At 75.3% G+C, this 17,306-nt stretch carries 18 protein-coding genes; 7 read left to right on the forward strand and 11 right to left on the reverse strand.

The features are described from left to right. Positions 1-231: 231 nt before the first annotated feature. The 5 genes from G5B56_RS00335 to G5B56_RS00355 form a co-directional block, all read right to left on the reverse strand. Complete coding sequence (locus G5B56_RS00335) at positions 232-882, reverse strand: hypothetical protein (protein ID WP_009858896.1); 651 nt, start codon at positions 880-882, stop codon at positions 232-234. A gap of 122 nt (positions 883-1,004) precedes the next feature. Then, positions 1,005-1,832: a universal stress protein gene (locus G5B56_RS00340; RefSeq protein WP_164962007.1), complete on the reverse strand. Its 828-nt coding sequence runs from the start codon at positions 1,830-1,832 to the stop codon at positions 1,005-1,007. 123 nt (positions 1,833-1,955) lie between these two features. After that, entirely contained in the window at positions 1,956-2,177 is a 222-nt protein-coding gene (locus G5B56_RS00345; protein WP_230759993.1) for a hypothetical protein, read from the reverse strand. Between the two features lie 97 nt (positions 2,178-2,274). After that, positions 2,275-3,834: a bifunctional aminoglycoside phosphotransferase/ATP-binding protein gene (locus G5B56_RS00350; protein WP_240920603.1), complete on the reverse strand. Its 1,560-nt coding sequence runs from the start codon at positions 3,832-3,834 to the stop codon at positions 2,275-2,277. Beyond that, positions 3,834-4,367 carry a hypothetical protein gene (locus G5B56_RS00355; protein WP_009858892.1) on the reverse strand — a complete coding sequence of 178 codons (534 nt, stop codon included), beginning with the start codon at positions 4,365-4,367 and terminating at the stop codon, positions 3,834-3,836. Before G5B56_RS00355 ends, G5B56_RS00350 begins: the two co-directional genes overlap by 1 nt. Before the next feature lie 147 nt (positions 4,368-4,514). Here G5B56_RS00355 and G5B56_RS00360 point away from each other — a divergent pair, with 147 nt between their 5' ends. The 5 genes from G5B56_RS00360 (at position 4,515) to G5B56_RS00380 (ending at position 8,685) form a co-directional block, all read left to right on the forward strand. Next, a complete protein-coding gene (locus G5B56_RS00360; RefSeq protein ID WP_164962009.1) occupies positions 4,515-4,787 on the forward strand; it encodes a DUF3106 domain-containing protein in 273 nt (90 codons plus the stop codon). A gap of 61 nt (positions 4,788-4,848) precedes the next feature. Continuing rightward, positions 4,849-5,772, forward strand: coding sequence for a hypothetical protein (locus G5B56_RS00365; protein WP_009858890.1), 924 nt, complete (start codon positions 4,849-4,851; stop codon positions 5,770-5,772). 117 nt (positions 5,773-5,889) lie between these two features. Next, positions 5,890-6,438 (forward strand): Spy/CpxP family protein refolding chaperone, encoded by a 549-nt coding sequence (locus G5B56_RS00370; protein ID WP_164962010.1) that lies wholly within the window; start codon positions 5,890-5,892, stop codon positions 6,436-6,438. A gap of 102 nt (positions 6,439-6,540) precedes the next feature. Then, positions 6,541-7,245: a response regulator gene (locus G5B56_RS00375; RefSeq protein WP_164962011.1), complete on the forward strand. Its 705-nt coding sequence runs from the start codon at positions 6,541-6,543 to the stop codon at positions 7,243-7,245. Positions 7,246-7,272: 27 nt separating this feature from the next. After that, positions 7,273-8,685, forward strand: a complete 1,413-nt coding sequence (locus G5B56_RS00380; protein ID WP_164962012.1) for an ATP-binding protein — start codon at positions 7,273-7,275, stop codon at positions 8,683-8,685. Between the two features lies 1 nt (position 8,686). Here G5B56_RS00380 and G5B56_RS00385 read toward each other — a convergent pair whose 3' ends face one another. The 6 genes from G5B56_RS00385 to G5B56_RS00410 all read right to left on the reverse strand — a co-directional run bounded on the left by G5B56_RS00385 (position 8,687) and on the right by G5B56_RS00410 (position 13,785). Next, the gene (locus G5B56_RS00385) at positions 8,687-10,135 is read right to left on the reverse strand and encodes an MATE family efflux transporter (RefSeq protein WP_164962013.1); all 1,449 of its coding nucleotides are present in this window, start codon (positions 10,133-10,135) and stop codon (positions 8,687-8,689) included. Beyond that, entirely contained in the window at positions 10,132-10,545 is a 414-nt protein-coding gene (locus G5B56_RS00390; protein ID WP_164962348.1) for a DUF3717 domain-containing protein, read from the reverse strand. The genes G5B56_RS00385 and G5B56_RS00390 overlap by 4 nt, the downstream gene beginning before the upstream one ends. A gap of 65 nt (positions 10,546-10,610) precedes the next feature. Then, complete coding sequence (locus G5B56_RS00395; RefSeq protein ID WP_009858884.1) at positions 10,611-10,931, reverse strand: hypothetical protein; 321 nt, start codon at positions 10,929-10,931, stop codon at positions 10,611-10,613. A gap of 30 nt (positions 10,932-10,961) precedes the next feature. Next, entirely contained in the window at positions 10,962-11,846 is an 885-nt protein-coding gene (locus tag G5B56_RS00400) for a DMT family transporter (RefSeq protein WP_164962014.1), read from the reverse strand. After that, positions 11,843-12,340, reverse strand: a complete 498-nt coding sequence (locus G5B56_RS00405; RefSeq protein WP_009858882.1) for a methylated-DNA--[protein]-cysteine S-methyltransferase — start codon at positions 12,338-12,340, stop codon at positions 11,843-11,845. The genes G5B56_RS00400 and G5B56_RS00405 overlap by 4 nt, the downstream gene beginning before the upstream one ends. Then, the gene (locus tag G5B56_RS00410; RefSeq protein WP_164962015.1) at positions 12,337-13,785 is read right to left on the reverse strand and encodes an Ada metal-binding domain-containing protein; all 1,449 of its coding nucleotides are present in this window, start codon (positions 13,783-13,785) and stop codon (positions 12,337-12,339) included. The genes G5B56_RS00405 and G5B56_RS00410 overlap by 4 nt, the downstream gene beginning before the upstream one ends. Positions 13,786-13,946: 161 nt before the next feature. Here G5B56_RS00410 and G5B56_RS00415 point away from each other — a divergent pair, with 161 nt between their 5' ends. Then, positions 13,947-15,785 carry an SLC13 family permease gene (locus tag G5B56_RS00415; RefSeq protein WP_029718636.1) on the forward strand — a complete coding sequence of 613 codons (1,839 nt, stop codon included), beginning with the start codon at positions 13,947-13,949 and terminating at the stop codon, positions 15,783-15,785. A gap of 86 nt (positions 15,786-15,871) precedes the next feature. Next, complete coding sequence (locus G5B56_RS00420) at positions 15,872-17,275, forward strand: phosphomannomutase/phosphoglucomutase (protein ID WP_029718635.1); 1,404 nt, start codon at positions 15,872-15,874, stop codon at positions 17,273-17,275. The last annotated feature ends 31 nt before the right edge of the window (positions 17,276-17,306 follow it).

A 17,306-nucleotide genomic window follows, 5' to 3' on the forward strand; every position in this document is an offset into this window, starting at 1 on the left:
ACCCGTCCCGGACGACGGCAGGGCGCAGGCGCCGGGGCGCGTGCGGTGCTGGGCCGGTGTCGAGGTGCCGACACCGGCAACCTCGGTGCAGTGATATTAATGATATTTGTGCTGCGTGAAAAGTGCTGTTTTCACGCTGGCGCACCGGGCGAAGCCTGGTTCCGTGCGGCGGCAACGAAAAAGGGGCCCCGAAGGGCCCCTGGTGATGCCGCGGCCGCGGCGGGCGCTTGCTCAGGCGGCGGGCGCCGCCTCGGCGGCCTTCGCCGGGCGTGCGCGGCGCGGCTTCTTCGCCGGCGCCGCCTCGACCACCGCCGCCACTTCGGCGACCGCCTTGCGCACCCGGCGTGCCGCCGGCTTCACCGCCTCGGCGACGGCCTTCGTGCGCTTCTTGCCGACCGCCGCACGCGTCGCCTTGCGCGCCTTGGGCGTTCCGGCCGCGTCGGCCAGGCGCTCGGCGCCGCGCACCACGGTCGTCGACAGCTTCAGCGCGATCTTCGCGCCGGGCAGCGTCATCTTGGCCGCGGTGTGCAGGCCGTTGGCCAGCACCGTGTTGTCGACGCCGGCGGCCAGATCGGCCATCTTCGCGACCTGCGCGGCGGCGGTGTCGCCACCGAGGTCGACGAGCTTGACGGCGCGGTCGGCGACCTCGTCGATGCCCTTGTCGACCGTGCCGGCGACGGTGCCGCGCAGCGCGTTCATCTTGTCGGTGGTGCGCGGCGCGATGCGGGCGGTGCGGGTGTAGACGCCCTTCTCGATCACGCCGTCGACCAAGCCGACGAGGCGGTGGCCGCCGAAGCGGTAGGCCGCGACCGTCTTCTCGGCCGCGGCGCGGTAGTTCTCGATCGTCTTCAGCGTGACGCTGGCGAGGTCTTGAGTGGACATGTGCTGCCTCCGTGGATGGTGAATGGGCTTTGCCGACACCACCCAGTCTCGGCCTTGCGCCTAGAGAGCGCACCCCAGGACGGCGGTCTTTCCTAGAGAGCGCTCTCCAGAGCGGGGGCGCGTCAGTGCGCCATCAGCACCGGCAGCGTCATCGAGCGCAGCACCGTGCGCGTGACGCCGCCCAGCACCAGCTCGCGCGCCCGGCTGTGGCCGTAGCAGCCCATCACCAGCAGGTCGGCGTCGGTGTCGGCGGCCACCGACAGCAGCGCCTCGCCGATGCCGGTGCCGGCCAGGCCGTGGCTGCGGATCGGCGCGGTGACGCCGCTGGCGCGCAGCCAGCGCTCGAGCGCCGCGACGCCGGTGCGCTCGTCGTCGCGCCGCGCCAGCGTGCAGGCGACGTGCACCTCCTCGGCCGCCAGCAGCCAGGGCCGGGCGGCGGCCACCGCACGCGCGGCCTCGGGCGTGGGTTTCCAGGCGATCAGCACGCGGCGCACCGGCGCGCCGAACTCGCCCTGCGACGGCAGCACCAGCGCCGGCTTGCCGCTGTCGTGCACCAGCGTCGCGACCAGGCCGCGCGGCACCGGGCCGGCCTCGCGGTCGTCGGGGTCGTGCTGGCCGAGCACCAGCAGGTCGGCAAACAGCGCGTGCTCGACGACCGCGACCTCCAGCGTGTCGTGGCGGATCTCGAACCACTGCATCGGCACGCCGGAAACCGCTTCACGCTCGAACATCTCGCGCGCACGGGCGCGCAGCTGGCGGTCGGTCTCCTCGAGCAGCGAGGCGGCGGCATAGGCGCCTTCGGCCGCGGCGAAGGGCACGGCGACGATGGCCGGCAGCACCGCGAAGACCGCGGTCAGCTGGGCGCCGTGCTGGCGTGCGAGGCGGTGGGCCAGCGCGAGGCGGGTCGCCGAGCGCGGCGAGGCGTCGAGGTGGACGAGGATGCTCTTCATGATGCGCTCCTGGCCCGGGTGGCGCCTGCCGCCCGCCCGGGCAGCGGGTGGGGGTGTCGCGGCCATGCTCCGCCGCGTGGCGGCGGGTGTCAAGGCGCCCGCTCAACCCGCGGGCGAACGTCCTCAGCCGCGCGGGACGCCCGGGTGGGCGTGGCGGCGCCAGGAGCGCTCGGCGGCGGGCCGCCTGCCGGTGTCGGCGTCACCGTGCTCGGCGGCGGGCGGGGCGGCGTGGCGCCGCGGCCAGGCCAGCTGCGGCACCGGCGGCGCGGCGGGTTCGGGGTCGAACGGGTCGGTGACTCGGAGGGCGCACATCGGCTGCTCGGCGGCGGCGTGGCGACGGGCCACGGTGCCGGGCGCGATCCTCGCGAGCCGGCCGTCCGGCCGGGTTGACCGGCGGCAAGCGACGGCGTCGCAGGCGTCTCGTGGCCGCCGTCCGTGTCGGCTATGTCACGGGCGCGGCCAGCAGCGCGGGCCAGTCCGGCGCCTGGTCCGGCGTCACGCGCAGCGCTGCGGCGGCTTCGGCGGCGTCCAGCGGGTCGCCGGAGCGCTGCTGCGCGGCGAGCACCGCCAGGTCGGCGTCCGAGGCGTCGTCGCCGCGCTGCCCGCGGGCGGCGACGCGGGCGCGCAGCGTCGCGTCGTCGGCGGCGAAGTCCAGCAGCACGAAGCGCGCGCCGCGTGCGGCGGCGAAGCGGCGTGCCGCGTCGCGGGCCGCACGGTGCAGGAAGGTCGCGTCGAGCACCACGACGAAGCCGCCGTCGAGCACCGCCCCGGCGGCGTCGAGCAGCCGGGCGTAGGTGGCGCTGCCGGCCTCGGCGCCGTACAGCCGCGTCTTCAGCGCAGCGTCGGGCCGCTCCAGCGGCTGCAGGCCGAACAGCCGCTTGCGCTCGACGTCGGCGCGCACGCGCAGCGCGCCCTCGCCCTCGACCAGCGGCTGGGTCAGCGTGGTCTTGCCGCTGCCCGACACGCCGTGCGTGACGAGCAGCACCGGCGCCGGCGCACGCGTGGCCTGCAGCGCCAGCGCGATGTAGCGCCGGGCCTCGGCCGCGGCGTCGGCCGGTGCACCCGGCTGCGCGGCGCGCAGCGCGGCGACCTTGGCGCGCACCAGCGCGCGGTGCACGAGGTAGTAGCGCAGCACGCGCGCCGCGTCGTAGTCGCCGCAGGCAGCCATCCAGCCGTCGACGAAGCGGTGGGCCAGCGCCGGCAGGCCGTGCGCGTGCAGGTCCATCGCCATGAAGGCCACCTCGCTGGCCACGTCGATCCAGCGGAAGTCCTCGTTGAACTCGATGCAGTCGAAGACCGTCGTGCGGCCGTCGATCTCGACGACGTTGCCCAGGTGCAGGTCGCCGTGGCACTCGCGCACGCGGCCGGCGGCCAGGCGCGCAGCGAACACCGGCTGCAGCCGCGCGAACTGCCGCGTCTGCCAGGCGCGCAGCTCGCCCAGCGCGGCAGCGGCCGGCGCCGCGGCCGCCAGCGTGTCGAGCACGTCCAGGCTGTCCACCAGCGGCGCGCGCACGCGCTCGGGGTGGCCGAACTCGCCGTCGGCGGGCGCGACGGCGGCGCCGGCGTGGAACCGCGCCAGCACCGCCACCAGCGCGTCCACCTGCGCCGCCCCCAGCGCGCCGCGGGCGGCCAGGCGGTCCCAGAGCCCGTCCTGGGCGAAGGCACGCATGCGCAGCGCCCAGTCCAGCGCCTCGCCGTCGCCGCCCAGGCGCGGCGCCTCGGGCGTGCCGGTCACGGCGACGACGTCCAGGTACAGCTCGGGCGCCAGGCGCCGGTTCAGCGCCAGCTCGGCGTCGCAGAAGCGGCGGCGGCGCTCGCGTGTCGTGTAGTCGAGGAATCCCGGCGCGATCGGCTTCTTGAGCTTCCAGGCGTGCTCGGCGCTGACGAGCACGCGCGAGACATGGGTCTCGAAGGCCTGCACCGGGCCCTGCGCCGCCAGCGCCTGGGCCAGCCGCGCGACGAGGCGCGCCTGGGCCGGATCGTCGAGTTCGGCAGCCGCCATCATCGACGCGCGGCGCGCTGCTCGACGAGTTCGGCGGCCATCTGCGCGCCCAGCGCCGCCGGACGCACGCGCTCCAGCGTCGCGCCGCTGAGATCGAACTGGCGCTCGACGGTGTGGCGCGGCGCCCCGATGCGCGGCCGGCCGTCGGCGGCCTGCAGCAGCGGGTACTCGCGCAGCCGGGCGACCAGCGCGCCGGCCTCGGTGTCGGCGAAGACCGTGGTCTCGACGATGCGCACGCAGCCGGCGTCCTCGGCCCGGGCGATCACCGCGCGCACGGTGGTGGCCGGGTCGTCGGCGGCCACACGCGCGACCAGCGGCAGCGCCGTCTCGCCGCGCTCGCCCAGCACCTGCGCGACACGCTGGTTGAACGCCAGGTTGATGCCGTCCCACTGGCGCGCGGCCTCGGTGTCGGCGGCGTCGACGTGGCGGCCCTGGCCGAAGACCAGGGTGCAGTCGGCCGCCGCGGGCCGGGGCAGGGCGGCGGTGCAGGCCAGGACGAGCAGGGGCAGCAGCGGACGGTGCGGGTGCGGCACGGCGGCGAAGGCGGGCGGATGCGGTCATGCTAGCGCCGCAGACACGTTTCTTTGCGTGCCCGTGCGGCGCCGCGGTCAACGGCGCCGGTGGGCGCCGCATTGAAACGCAGGCGGCATCCGCCGCCGTGCCACCCGAGGAGTGCCCCGATGAACAGGTTCGTGTCCGTGCTCGCGCTGGCTGCCGCCGCGTCGCTGTCGGTCCCGGCGTTGGCCCAGCCGGCCGGCGGCGAGCGCCGCGAGGCGATGAAGGAGCGCTGGGAGTCGATGTCGCCCGAGCAGCAGGCGCAGGCCCGCGAGAAGCTGCGTGATCGCTGGCAGCAGATGAGCCCCGAGGAACGTGCCGCGGCGAAGAAGCGCCTGGCCGAGCGCCGTGGCGGCGCGCGTGCGGCGCCGCCCGCCTCGGCGCCTGCCGGCTCCTGACCCCGCCCGCGGCCCGGGCGCCGCGGGCCGCGGGCTTGCGGCGTCTTCGAGCGCAGGCAAAATGCCCCGCTTCATGACGCGCCTGCCGACACGCCTTGCCACCTGCCTCGTCGGCCTTGCCGTCGCCGGGTGCGCCACGCGTTCCGTCGACGTGCGGCCGCAGCCGGTGGACCCGGCCGACTTCGCCGCCTGGGACTGCGTGCGCCTGGCCGACGAGAGCGACGCCGTGCAGCAGCGTGCCGCCGATGTCGCCTATGCCGTCGACGACATCGCCGGGCGCAACATCGTCGCGCTGGGCGTCGGCGTCAGCATCTTCTGGCCGGCGCTGTTCGCGCTGCGCCCCAATGGCCACGAGGCCGGCGAGCTGGCGCAGCTCCAGGGGCGCTACGAGGCGATGAAGACCGCGGCGCATCGCCAGGGTTGCGCGCACACCGACGAGCTGCCGCCCGAGCGCCTGGCGGCGCTGCCGATCGCTTCCGGCGACCGCCTCGTCTACGAGGAGCGCACCAGTGCCCGCGGGGCCTCCGGCGAGTGGGCGCTGCAGGTGATGTCGCTGCGCCGCGATGTCTTCGAGTTCCGCGTCAGCCAGACCGGCCCGTCGCGGCCCTGGCGCCAGGACCCGCTGGGCAACGTCGTCGCCGCGCCGGCCGGCGAGCTCGCGTGGCAGCGCCTGTTCCGCCGCGACATCGCGCTCGGCGACGTGCTCGCCGGCGAGCTGCGCATCTCCGGCGACCCGTATGCCCGCGCGCTGGTGCGCGGTCAGGTCGTGGCCACCGGACGGCAGACCATCGCCGGCCGCGCTTTCGACGTCGCCGTCGTCGAGCTCTTCGGCGACGCGCAGAACGGCGAGTTCAGCTCGCGCCTGGAAGGCGCCATCGTCGTCGACCGCAGCAGCGGCCTGCTGGTGCGCCTGGACCTGCGCAGCGCGACGCCGGGCTTCCGCCTCGAACGCCGCCTCGTGCGCGTGCAGCCGGCCACGCCCTGAGCGGCCGGCGCCGCCGGAGGCGGCGACAAGCTTCTTTACCCGCCCGGCACCGCGCCGACACGGGGCCCCGGCACAGTGGATCCCATGCCGTCATCCACTCTGCCGAAAGCTGCCGCGATGAAGCCCACCTCCCGTTTCCCGCTCCCGAGCGCCCTCCGAACCCTGGCCTGCGCCGCGCTGCTCGGCGCCGGCATCGCCGCCGTCGCCGCGCCGCCCGGCGGTGCCCATCCGGTGTCGATGGCCGGCGGCCCGATGGGCGGGCCCGGCATGGACCGCGCCGGCGGCCTGCCCTGGCTCGGCCACCCGGCGATGCTGCAGCGCCTGCTCGACGAGGTCGACGCGACCCCCGCGCAGCGCCGCCAGATCCGCGAGATCGTCGGCTCGGCGCAGGACGATCTGTCGCGCCAGCGCGCCGACGCCCGCCGCCTGGGCGAGCAGTTCGCGGAACTTTTCGTCCAGCCGACGGTCGATCCGAAAGCCGTCGAGGCGCTGCGCCAGAAGATGCTGGCCCTGCATGACCAGTCCAGCCAGCGTTCGACGCAGGCCATGCTCGAGGTCAGCCGCGTGCTGAGCGTCGAGCAGCGCCAGCAGATCGCCGACACGATGAAGGAACGCCGCGAGGCGATGGACAACCGCCGCGGCCGCAGCGATCCGCCGCGGCGCTGACAGCCCTTCCTGCCATCGTTATCCTTTTCCTCCTGTGGCTTTGACATGAAGCCTTCGCCCCGCGGCCTCGGCCCCGGGGCTCTTTTCGTTCGAGAACGCCCCGTGACGAGCCGACTGCTGCTGATCGACGACGACTCCCGCCTGACCACGATGGTCGGCGACTACCTGCGCCGCAACGGTTTCGAGGTCGACACCGCCGGCTCGCTGGCCGCCGGGCGCGAACAGCTGCGCCATCGCGCCTACGACGCGCTGCTGCTGGACCTGATGCTGCCCGACGGCGACGGCCTGGATCTCACGCGCGAGCTGCGTTCGGACGCGCGCACGCGCCGCCTGCCGCTGCTGATGCTGACCGCGCGCGGCGAGCCGATGGACCGCATCGTCGGCCTGGAGCTCGGCGCCGACGACTACCTGCCCAAGCCCTTCGAGCCGCGCGAGCTGCTGGCGCGCGTGAAGGCGCTGCTGCGCCGCGCCGCGCCCGAGCCGGCCGGCGACGAGGTGCTGCGCTTCGGCCGCCTGGAGGTCGACCTCGGCGCGCGCCAGGCCCGCCTGGACGGCCGGCCCTGCGACCTGACCAGCCACCAGTTCGACCTGCTCGTCGTGCTGGCGCAGAGCCCGGGGCGCGTGCTGTCGCGCGACCAGATCATGGACGCGCTGAAGGGCCATCCGCTGGAGGCCTTCGACCGCAGCATCGACGTGCACATCTCGCGCATCCGTGCGGTCATCGAGGACGATCCGAAGAACCCGAAACGCGTGCTGACGGTGCGCGGCGCGGGCTACGTCTTCGCCAAGAAGCAGGACGCCGAATGAGCGCCGCGACGGGCGGGCGGCGCTGAGATGCGCTCGCTCTACATCCGCATCTACCTGACGGTGGTGGCGGCGCTGGCGTTGTTCGCGCTGGTGTCGGTCTGGCTGCTGCAGAACCATCTCGAGCAGGAGCGTGCGCGGGCCCAGAGCACGCTGCAGGAGCGTGTGGCCGCGTGGGGCGAGCTGCTGCAGCGCTCGCTGCCGCGTGCCGACGCGCCGGCCGAGGTGCAGGCCGAGGCGCTGCGCGAGTGGTCCGAGCGCCTGCGCCTGCCGATGGCGCTGGACGACGCGCGCGGCCGGCGCCTCGGCGCCTCCGACTCCTTCGTGCGCCGCCAGGGCGGCGGCCCCGGTGCCGGGCGCGCCTACCCGATCCGTCTGGACGACGGCCGCACGCTGTGGGTGCTGCGCCCGCAGCTGATGCGTGGCGCGCTGCCGCGGCCCGACGGCGACCCCGGCGCGGCCGGCGATCCGGGCGAGCCCGGCGGTCCCGGAGGCCCCGGCGATGCCGGCCCGGGGCGCGAGGGCCCGCGTTTCGGCGGCCTGCAGCCGCGCAACCCCTGGCTGCCGCCGGGGCCGGCTTTCGACGGCCTGGGGCTGGCGGCGCTGCTGGTCGTGCTGTTCGCCGCGGTGGCCGCCGGCGCCTACCCGGTGGTGCGCCGGCTGACGCGGCGGCTGGAGGCGCTCAAGCGTGGTGTCGAGGCCTTCGGTGCCGGCCACCTGCAGCAGCGTGTCGCCGAGGACGGGCGTGACGAGGTCGCGGCGCTGGGGGCCAGCTTCAACCGCGCCGCGTCGCGCATCGAGGCGCTGCTGCGTTCGCACCAGAGCCTGCTGGCCAACGCCAGCCACGAGCTGCGCTCGCCGCTGGCGCGGCTGAAGATGGCGGTGTCGATGGCCGACGAGGCCACGCCCGAGCAGCGCGAGGCGCTGCGCCGCGAGATCGACACCAACATCGCCGAGCTCGACGCGCTGGTCGAGGAGGTGCTGCTGGCCAGCCGCCTGGACGCCGCGATGAGCGTCGACCGCCGCGACCCGGTGGACCTGCTGGCGGTCGCCGCCGAGGAGGCCGCGCGTGTGCAGGCCACGGCCCAGGGCGAGGACCTGCGTGTCGCCGGCGACGAGCGCCTGATCCGGCGTGCCGTGCGCAACCTGCTGGAGAACGCCCGCCGCTACGGCGGCGACGAGGTCGAGGCCCAGGTCGTGGCCGTCGGCGGCCAGGCCGAGCTGCGGGTCGCCGACCGCGGCCCGGGCGTGCCCGAGGCCTACCGCGAGCGCATCTTCGAGCCCTTCTTCCGCCTGCCCGGCCATGCCGAACGCGAGGGCGGCGTCGGCCTCGGGCTGGCGCTGGTGCGGCAGATCGCCGAGCGCCACGGCGGCAGCGTGCGCTGCACGCCGCGCGACGGCGGCGGCAGCTGTTTCACGCTGTCGCTGCCGCTGTCGGCCTGACTCAGGCCGCCGCGCGGCGCTGCCGGTGCAGCGTCCAGGCGAGGAAGGCCGACAGCGCCGCCGCGGTGAGCACCAGCCCCGCCGTCGACGCGATCCAGAAGCCGGGCGCGCCGTGCAGCGCCGGCGGCACCACGCCCAGCGGGTCGAAGGCCAGCAGGTAGCCGCCGCCCAGCCCGACGCCCCACAGCGCCGTGGCGTTGATGACCAGCGGCACGGTGGCGATGCGCCAGGCGCGCAGCACGAAGGCGGCCACGGTCTGCGTCGCGTCGGCGATGTGGAACAGCGCGACGAAGGCCAGCAGCGGCAGTGCCGCGGCCACCACCGCGAGGTCGCGCGTGTACAGGCCGATGACCGGCTCGCGCAGCAGGTACAGCGCGCCGCCGTTGAACACCGCCAGCCCGGCGCCGATGATCACGCCGTGCCAGCCCAGCCGGCGCGCCGCCGGCAGGTCGCGCGCGCCGATGCGCTGCGCGACCAGCGTGGCCGCGCCGTTGGCGATGGCCAGCGGCAGCATGAACAGCAGCGACACCAGGTTGGCCGCGATCTGGTGCCCGGCCACCGGCGTCTCGCCCAGCCGGGCGATGAAGATCGCCATGAAGGTGAAGCCGGAGACCTCGACCAGCACCGCGGCGCCCGAGGGCAGACCCAGCCGCAGCTGGGCGCCGATCGCCGGCCGGTCGGGCGCGTCCAGGCCGCGGCCGCGCAGCTGGAAGGCGTCGTAGAAGCGGTCGCGGCGCAGCAGCGCGAAGGCGGCGATCGTCTGCGCCCACATCGCCACCGCGGTGGCGATGCCGCAGCCCAGCACCCCCAGCGCCGGCAGGCCGAGCGCCGGCACGCCGAACACCAGCGCCGTCGACAGCGGGATCTTGAAGGCCAGCGCGCCGAGCTGCAGCGCCATCACCGCCTTGGGCCGCGACACCGCGACGTTGAACGCGCGGTAGGCGGTGAACAGCAGCGAGGCCGGCAGCGCCACCGCCAGCGCCGCGAGGTAGCCGCGCACCTTGTCGGCCTGCTCGGGCGTGGCCTGGGCCAGCGCCAGGAACGGCGTCGGGAACAGCAGCAGCGCGCAGCCGATCGCCGAGAAGGCGAGCGCGATCCACACCGCCTGGTGCAGCTGGCGCCCGGCGTCGGCCGGGCGGCCGGCACCGAAGAGCTGGCCGACGATCGGCGCCAGCGCCATCACCACGCCCATGAAGCCGACGAAGGTCGTGATGTAGGCGGCGCTGCCGACGGCCAGCGCCGCCAGGTCGGCGGCCGAGTGGCGCGCGACGAGCACGGTGTCGACGGTGCTGAAGGCCAGCACCGAGAGCTGGCCGACGAACACCGGCCAGGCCAGCGGGGCGATGCGCCGGCCGCTGTCGGCCAGCCGCGCGGCGCGGCCCGGCGGCGGCGCGGGAAAGGGTTCGGGAACCGGCTCGTCGCGCCCGGCCGCAGGCCCCAGCGCGCTCAACGCGTCCCCCGCGCGGCGCGTTCGGCATAACGGTTGAAGCGCCAGGCCGTGCCGTCGGCGGTGATGCGGCGCCAGACGGCGCGCTTCTCGGCGGGGGTCATCACGGTCCAGTGCTGGACTTCGTCGAAGGTCCGGCCGCAGCCTTTGCAGATCGCGTCGCCCTGCGTCGTCGAGCAGATCGCGATGCACGGCGCGTCGGGTGTGCTGGCGTACCAGGCGAGCCAGGCGGTGCGCGCCGCCGGCGGCAGAGTGTCTTCGTCGACCGTGCTGCGGCGTTCGCGCACCAGCGGCGCGTAGACCTCGGCCAGCGCCCGCACCTCGGCGCAGGCGGTCACGCCGTCGGGCGAGGGGGAGCGGTCGCGCCACCAGTTGATGGCGGCTTCGAGGTCGTCGAGATGCAGGTCGGCCATGCGGGCGGGTTCGGGCAACCCGCCATTGTCCGATGCCGGCCCCGGCCTTGGGTGGCCGGGGGCGCTCAGCGGCCGCGGGCCGCGGTGATCGCCGCCGACGCCGCGAGTTCGGCGTTCAGTGCGTCCTCCAGCGGCGAGCGGCACAGCCCCGCGTGTTCGTAGTGCAGGTTCTCGTAGAGCTCGGCGGTCGCCGGGGCGATGGCCAGCAGCGCCGGCAGGGCCTCGTCGCCTTCGGCTTCGGCGAGCAACTCGCGGACCTGCTGCACGACCCCGCGGTACTGCCCGGCGCTGGCCGAACGCGGCTGACGCTCCAGGCGTTCGAGCAGCGCGGCCATCGCGGCCAGCGTGTGCAGGCGGGCGGGGAGACGGACGGTTTCGGTGGGCATGCTCCGAAGCTGGGGCGTGCGCCGCCGAATTCAAGCCCGCCGCCGCGGCAGCACGCCGGTGGCCAGCGCCGTGCCCAGCAGCACGACGGCGCAGCCGGCCACCGTCGCCACCGACAGGCGCTCGCCGAGGAACAGCCAGCCCCACAGCACCGCGAACGCCGGCACCAGGAAGGTCACCGAGACCGCGTTCGCCGGCCCGGCATGCGCGACGAGGCGGAAGAACAGCCAGTAGGCGAAACCGGTGCAGGCGAAGGCCAGCACCGCCGCGCCGCCCCAGGCCGCGGCACCCGGCATCTGCGCCGGCCACCACCACAGCGCCGGGCCCAGCGTGAACACCGCCGCGGCGAGCTGGCTGCCGCCGGCCACCGCCATCGGCGGCACGCCGCCCAGGCGCTTCTTGGTGTAGCTGGCGGCGATGCCGTAACACAGTGTCGCCACCAGGCACAGCACGATGCCGGCGGCCGCGCTGACGCCGTGTTCGCCGGGTTTGAAACTCGCGTTGTGCAGGCCGACGGCCAGCACGCCGGCAAAACCGATCGCCAGCCCCAGCAGGCGCGGCCGGGTCGGCCGGTCGCCGAGCCAGGCCCAGGCGATCAGCGCCGCCCAGAGTGGCGTCGTGGCGTTGAAGATCGACGACAGCCCGGCGCTGAGCACCAGCGCCGCGACCATGTAGCAGGCGAAGGGCAGCGCCGAGTTCAGCAGCCCGACGACGGCGATCGGCCGCCAGTGGCGGGCCAGCGCCGCACCTTCTCCGCGCAGCAGCACCAGCGGCAGCAGCATCAGCGCCGCGCCGGCGACACGCACGAAGACCAGCGCCGCCGGGCCGAAGTCGGCCGCGCCCAGGCGCATGAAGAGAAACGAGCCGCCCCACAGCGACGCGAGCACGAAGAGCTCGGCGAGGTCGCGCCGCGTCACCGTGCGGCCCCGCGCTCCAGCGCCAGCAGGGCCTGCTTGCGCTCCAGCCCGCCGGCGTAGCCGGTCAGGGCACCGCTGCCGCCGACGACGCGGTGGCAGGGCACGACGATCGACAGCGGGTTGCGGCCGACCGCCGCGCCGACGGCGCGCACCGCGCTGGGCCGGCCGATGCGGCGCGCGATCTCGCCGTAGCTCGTCGTCGTGCCGGCGGCGATGGCGCGCAGCTGGTCCCAGACGGCGTGCTGGAACGGCGTGCCTTCGGCGTCCAGCGGCACCGTGAAGCCGGCGCCGTCGCCACGGAAGTAGGCCGCCAGCTCGGCCGCCGCCCGGGCGATCAGCGGATGCGCCGGGTCGACGGGCAGGTCCAGCGCGCCGGGGTGGTGGCGCTGGGCGTCGAACCAGAGGCCGGCCAGGCCGCTGGCGCTGGCGGCCAGCGTCACCGGGCCCAGCGGCGTGTCCAGGCGCGACTGCGCCTGGAGTCGGGGGTGTCTCATCGGGTGTCTCCAGGGCGCCAGAGCGCCATCGCGGCATAGGCGCGCCAGGGCCGCCAGGCCTCGGCCGCGCGTTCGTGTTCACGCGCGTCGCGGCTGCCCAGCGCGGCGGCGAGGCCGGCGTCGCCGGCGGGCCAGGCATCGGGCCAGCCGAGCACACGCAGCGCGACGAGCTGCACGGTCCAGGGGCCGAAGCCGGGCAGGGCGGCCAGCGTGGCCAGCGTCGGCGCCAGCGGCGCGCCGCGTTCGAGCTTCAGCGAACCGTCGGCCACCGCCGCGGCCAGCGCCTGCAGCGCCCGCACACGCTGGCGCACGAGGCCCAGGCGGCCGAGTTCGTCGGGGTCGGCGGCGGCCAGCGTCGCGGCGTCGGGGAAGGCGTGCGTCAGCGCGGTGAACGGCGTCGGCACCGGGCGGCCGTAGCGCCGCACTAGGCGTGCCGCCAGCGTGCCGGCGGCGGCCACCGTGACCTGCTGGCCGAGCACGATGCGCACCGCGGTCTCGAAGCCGTCGAAGGCGCCGGGCAGGCGCTGGCCCTCGGCCGCCAGGCCGGCGGCGGCCAGTGCCGCGGCGATCGGCGCCGGGTCGGCGTCCAGGTCCAGCGCCTCGCGCACGCGGCGCAGCACGGCGCCCAGCACCAGGGCCAAGGCCGGCGCGGCGCGCAGATGGACCTCGTGGCGCTCGGGCACGAAACGCGCCTCGATCCAGCCGTCGAGCACCGAGCCGCGCTGCGGCCAGGCCAGCGTGCGCCGCCAGGCCAGGCCCTCGACCTGCTCGACCCCGGCCAGCGCGCGGCGCGCGGCAAAACCGAGCATCGCCTCGACGTCGTAGGGCGGCCGCCAGGCCAGGCGCAGCACCGGCTCGGCCGGGGTCTCGCCGCGCGCGCGGCGCAGCGCCGTCGGCGCCAGGCGGTAGCGTTCCAGGAAGGCGGCGTTGAAACGCCGCAGGCTCTCGAAGCCGCTGGCCAGCGCGACCTGGGCCACCGGCATCGTCGTGTCGGTCAAGAGCTGCTTGGCCAGCAGCAGGCGCTGGGTGGCGAGGTACTCCCGCGGCGCGACGCCGTGCGCGGCGGCGAAGATGCGGCGCAGATGGCGCTCGCCGACACCCAGGCGTGCGGCCAGCGCCGGCAGCACGACCGGCTCGCCGGCCTGCACCGCGGCCTCGATCGCGCGCGCGGCGCAGCCGGCCAGCGCGTCGGAGGAGTCCATCGCCGACAGCCCGGGCGCGATCTCCGGGCGGCACTTCAGGCAGGGGCGGAAGGCCGCGGCCTCGGCCTGCGCCGGGCTGGCGAAGAAGCGGCAGTTCTCGCGCCGTGGCGTGCGCACGCGGCACACCGGGCGGCAGTAGATGCCGGTGCTGGTGACCCCGACGAACACGCGGCCGTCGAAACGCGCGTCGCGGGCGGCGAGCGCGAGGTAGGCGGCGTCGGGGTCGGGGAACATGCGGCCCATGATAGGGGGCGGGCTGACGCGGACTCGCCGTTTCCGGACATGTCCACCGCTGCAGCGATGTCCTAGGGCGGGCAGGGGACACGCGCGGCGCGGGCGATGGCCGGGCGAAGATCGCGCCCTTTGCAATCCGCCCCCGCACCCGCCGCCCGGGTGCGCCGTCGATGACTCCCGAAACCGTCTGGGTGCTGGCGCTGCTGGCCGGCTGCGTCGTCTGCTTCGTGCTCAATCGCCCGCGCATGGACGTGGTGGCGATGGCGGCGCTGACGCTGCTGGTGCTGGGCGGCACGCTGACGCTGCCCGAGGCGCTGGCCGGCTTCAGCGAGCCGGGCGTGATCCTGATCGCGCTGTTCTTCGTCATCGGCGAGGCGCTGGCGCGGGCCGGCATCGCGCACCGCGTCGGCGACTGGCTGGTGGCGCGTGCCGGCGGCCGCGAGGCCCGGCTGCTGGCGCTGCTGATGGCCGCGACCGCGGCGCTGGGCTCGGTGATGAGCTCGACGGCGGTGGTGGCGATCTTCGTGCCGGTGGCGCTGCGCGTGGCCGCGCGCGTGGGCAGCGCGCCGGGGCGGCTGATGATGCCGCTGGCCTTCGCCGGGCTGCTCAGCGGCATGCTGACGCTGGTCGGCACGCCGCCCAACCTCGTCGTGCAGGCCGAGCTGCACCGCCGCGGCCACGAGGGTTTCGGCTTCTTCGACTTCACGCCGATGGGCGCGGTGCTGCTGGTGCTGGGCATCGGCTACATGCTGGTGGCGCGGCGCTGGCTGGCCGAACGCGAGGCGCCGCGCCGCGACGGCGAGGGCCGGCGCCGGCGCTTGCGCGAGCTGGCCGCCGACTACGGCCTGCTCGACCGCACGCGGCGCCTGCGTGTCCCGGCCGCGTCGCCGGCCGTCGGCTGCACGCTGGGCGAGCTGGAGCTGCGCGCACGCCACGGCGCCAACGTCATCGCCATCGAACGCGAGCGCGGGCTCGGGCCGACGGTGGTCGACACCTCGGCGCACCAGCAGATCCTGCCCGGCGACGTGCTGCTGGCCGACTTCGCCGCGCCCGACGGGGCGGCCCAGGCGCAGCGTGTCGTCGAGGCGATGGGCTTCACCGAGCTGCCGTTCCGGCGCGACTACTTCTCGCGCCTGTCGCGCGAGATCGGCCTGGCCGAGCTGCTGGTGCCGCCGGGTGCGGCGGTGATCGGCCAGTCGATCCTCGAGCTGCGCATGCGCTCGCAGCGCGGCATCAACGTCATCGGCCTGCGCCGCGGCGGCCACCTCGTCGACGAGGATCCGCTGCACGCCAAGCTGAGGATGGGCGACACGCTGCTGGTGGCCGGCGCCTGGAAGGACATCCGCGGCCTGGCCGGCGCGGCGCGCGACTTCGTCGTGCTGACGCTGCCGGCCGAGGTCGACGACGTCGCGCCGGCCGCGTCGCGCGCGCCGCTGGCGCTGGCGGTGCTGGCGGCCACCGTCGCGCTGATGGTCTCGGGGCTGGTGCCCAACGTCGTCGCGGCGCTGCTGGGCTGCCTGGCGATGGGCGCGGTGCGCTGCATCGACGCCGAGTCGGCCTACCGCGCGATCCACTGGCAGAGCCTGATGCTGATCGTCGGCATGCTGCCGTTCGCCGTCGCGCTGCAGAAGACCGGCGGCATCGACTGGCTGGTGGGCGCGATGCTCGCGGCCACCGGCGAGGCCTCGCCACGCGCGGCGCTGGCCGGGCTGTTCGTGCTGACGGCGGCGGTGGGGCTCTTCGTCTCGAACACCGCGACCGCGGTGCTGATGGCGCCGATCGGGCTGGGCATGGCCGAGCGCCTGGGCTGCGCGCCCGAGCCGTTCGCGATGATGGTCGCGCTGGCGGCGTCGGCGGCCTTCATGACGCCGGTGTCCTCGCCGGTGAACACGCTGGTGCTGGGCCCGGGGCGCTACCGCTTCGCCGACTTCGTGAAGATCGGCGTGCCGTTCACGGTGGTCGTCGGCATCGTCTGCGTGGCGCTGCTGCCGCTGCTGTTCCCGTTCTGAGACGGCCGCGCCGGGGCGCAAGCCGGCCCGCCCGGCCGCTGCCTACAATCGCCCGCGACTTCCACCCGGCCCCCGGCCCGCCTTCCATGCAAGTCCATTCCTCGGTGTTCAAGGCCTATGACATCCGCGGCATCGTCGGCCAGACGATCGACGAAACGTTCGCGGAGCATCTCGGAAGGGCTTTCGGCACCGAGGCGCTGGCCGCCGGCGAGCGCGCCGTGGCCGTCGGCCGCGACGGCCGGCTCTCGGGCCCGGGTCTGGCGGCGGCGCTGGTGCGCGGCCTGGTGTCGACCGGCCTGGACGTCGTCGACCTCGGCGCGGTGACGACGCCGATGCTCTACTACGTCGCCGCGACACGTGGCGAACACGGCTGCCGCTCCGGCATCCAGGTCACCGGCAGCCACAACCCGAAGGACTACAACGGCTTCAAGATGGTGCTCGGCGGCCGCGCGATCTACGGCGAGGACATCCAGCGCCTGAAGCGCCGCATCGAGGCCGAGGACTACGTGCAGGCGCCCGGCCGCAGCGCGGCGATGGACATCCTGGCCGAGTACACCCAGCGCATCGTCTCCGACTGCCAGCTCGCGCGGCCGATGAAGATCGTCGTCGACTCGGGCAACGGCATCCCCGGCGCCAGCGCGCCCGGCATCCTGAAGGCCCTGGGCTGCGAGGTCATCGACCTGTACTCCAAGGTCGACGGCGACTTCCCGAACCACCACCCGGACCCGTCCAAGCCCGAGAACCTCGCCGACCTGATCAAGGTCGTGCACGCCACCGGCGCCGAGCTCGGCCTGGCCTTCGACGGCGACGGCGACCGCCTGGGCGTGGTCACCGCCGGCGGCAACGTCATCTACCCCGACCGCCAGGTGATGCTGTTCGCGCGCGACATCCTGTCGCGCCACCCGGGCGCCGAGATCATCTTCGACGTCAAGTGCTCGCAGCGCCTGCCCGAGGCGATCCGCGCCGCCGGCGGCGTGCCGCTGCTGTGGAAGACCGGGCACTCGCTGATCAAGGCCAAGCTCAAGGAGACCGGCGCGCCGTTCGCCGGCGAGATGAGCGGCCACCTGTTCTTCGGCGAACGCTGGTACGGCTTCGACGACGCGATGTACACCGCGGCGCGGCTGCTGGAGATCCTGTCGCGCGAGGCCGACCCCAGCGCATTCCTCGACGCGCTGCCGACGAGCTTCAGCACGCCCGAGCTCAACGTGCCCTGCGCCGAGGGCGAGAACCACCGCGTCGTCGCCGAGCTGCTGGCGCGTGCCGCCGACGGCCGGCTGGCGCTGGCCGGCGGCGACGTCGGCACCGTCGACGGCCTGCGCATCGACTTCGCCGACGGCTTCGGCCTGATCCGCGCGTCGAACACGACGCCGGTGCTGGTGCTGCGTTTCGAGGGCCACACGCCCGAGGCGCTGGAGCGCATCCAGGGCGACTTCATGGCCGCGCTGCGCGCCGTGAAGGCCGACGCCCGCGTGGAGGCCGCCGCGCACTGAGCGCGAGGCGGGCCTTCTTCCCGCCGCGGAA

It is taken from the genome of Rubrivivax sp. JA1026 (assembly GCF_011065555.1).
In the GTDB taxonomy this organism is placed as follows: domain Bacteria; phylum Pseudomonadota; class Gammaproteobacteria; order Burkholderiales; family Burkholderiaceae_C; genus Rubrivivax; species Rubrivivax benzoatilyticus.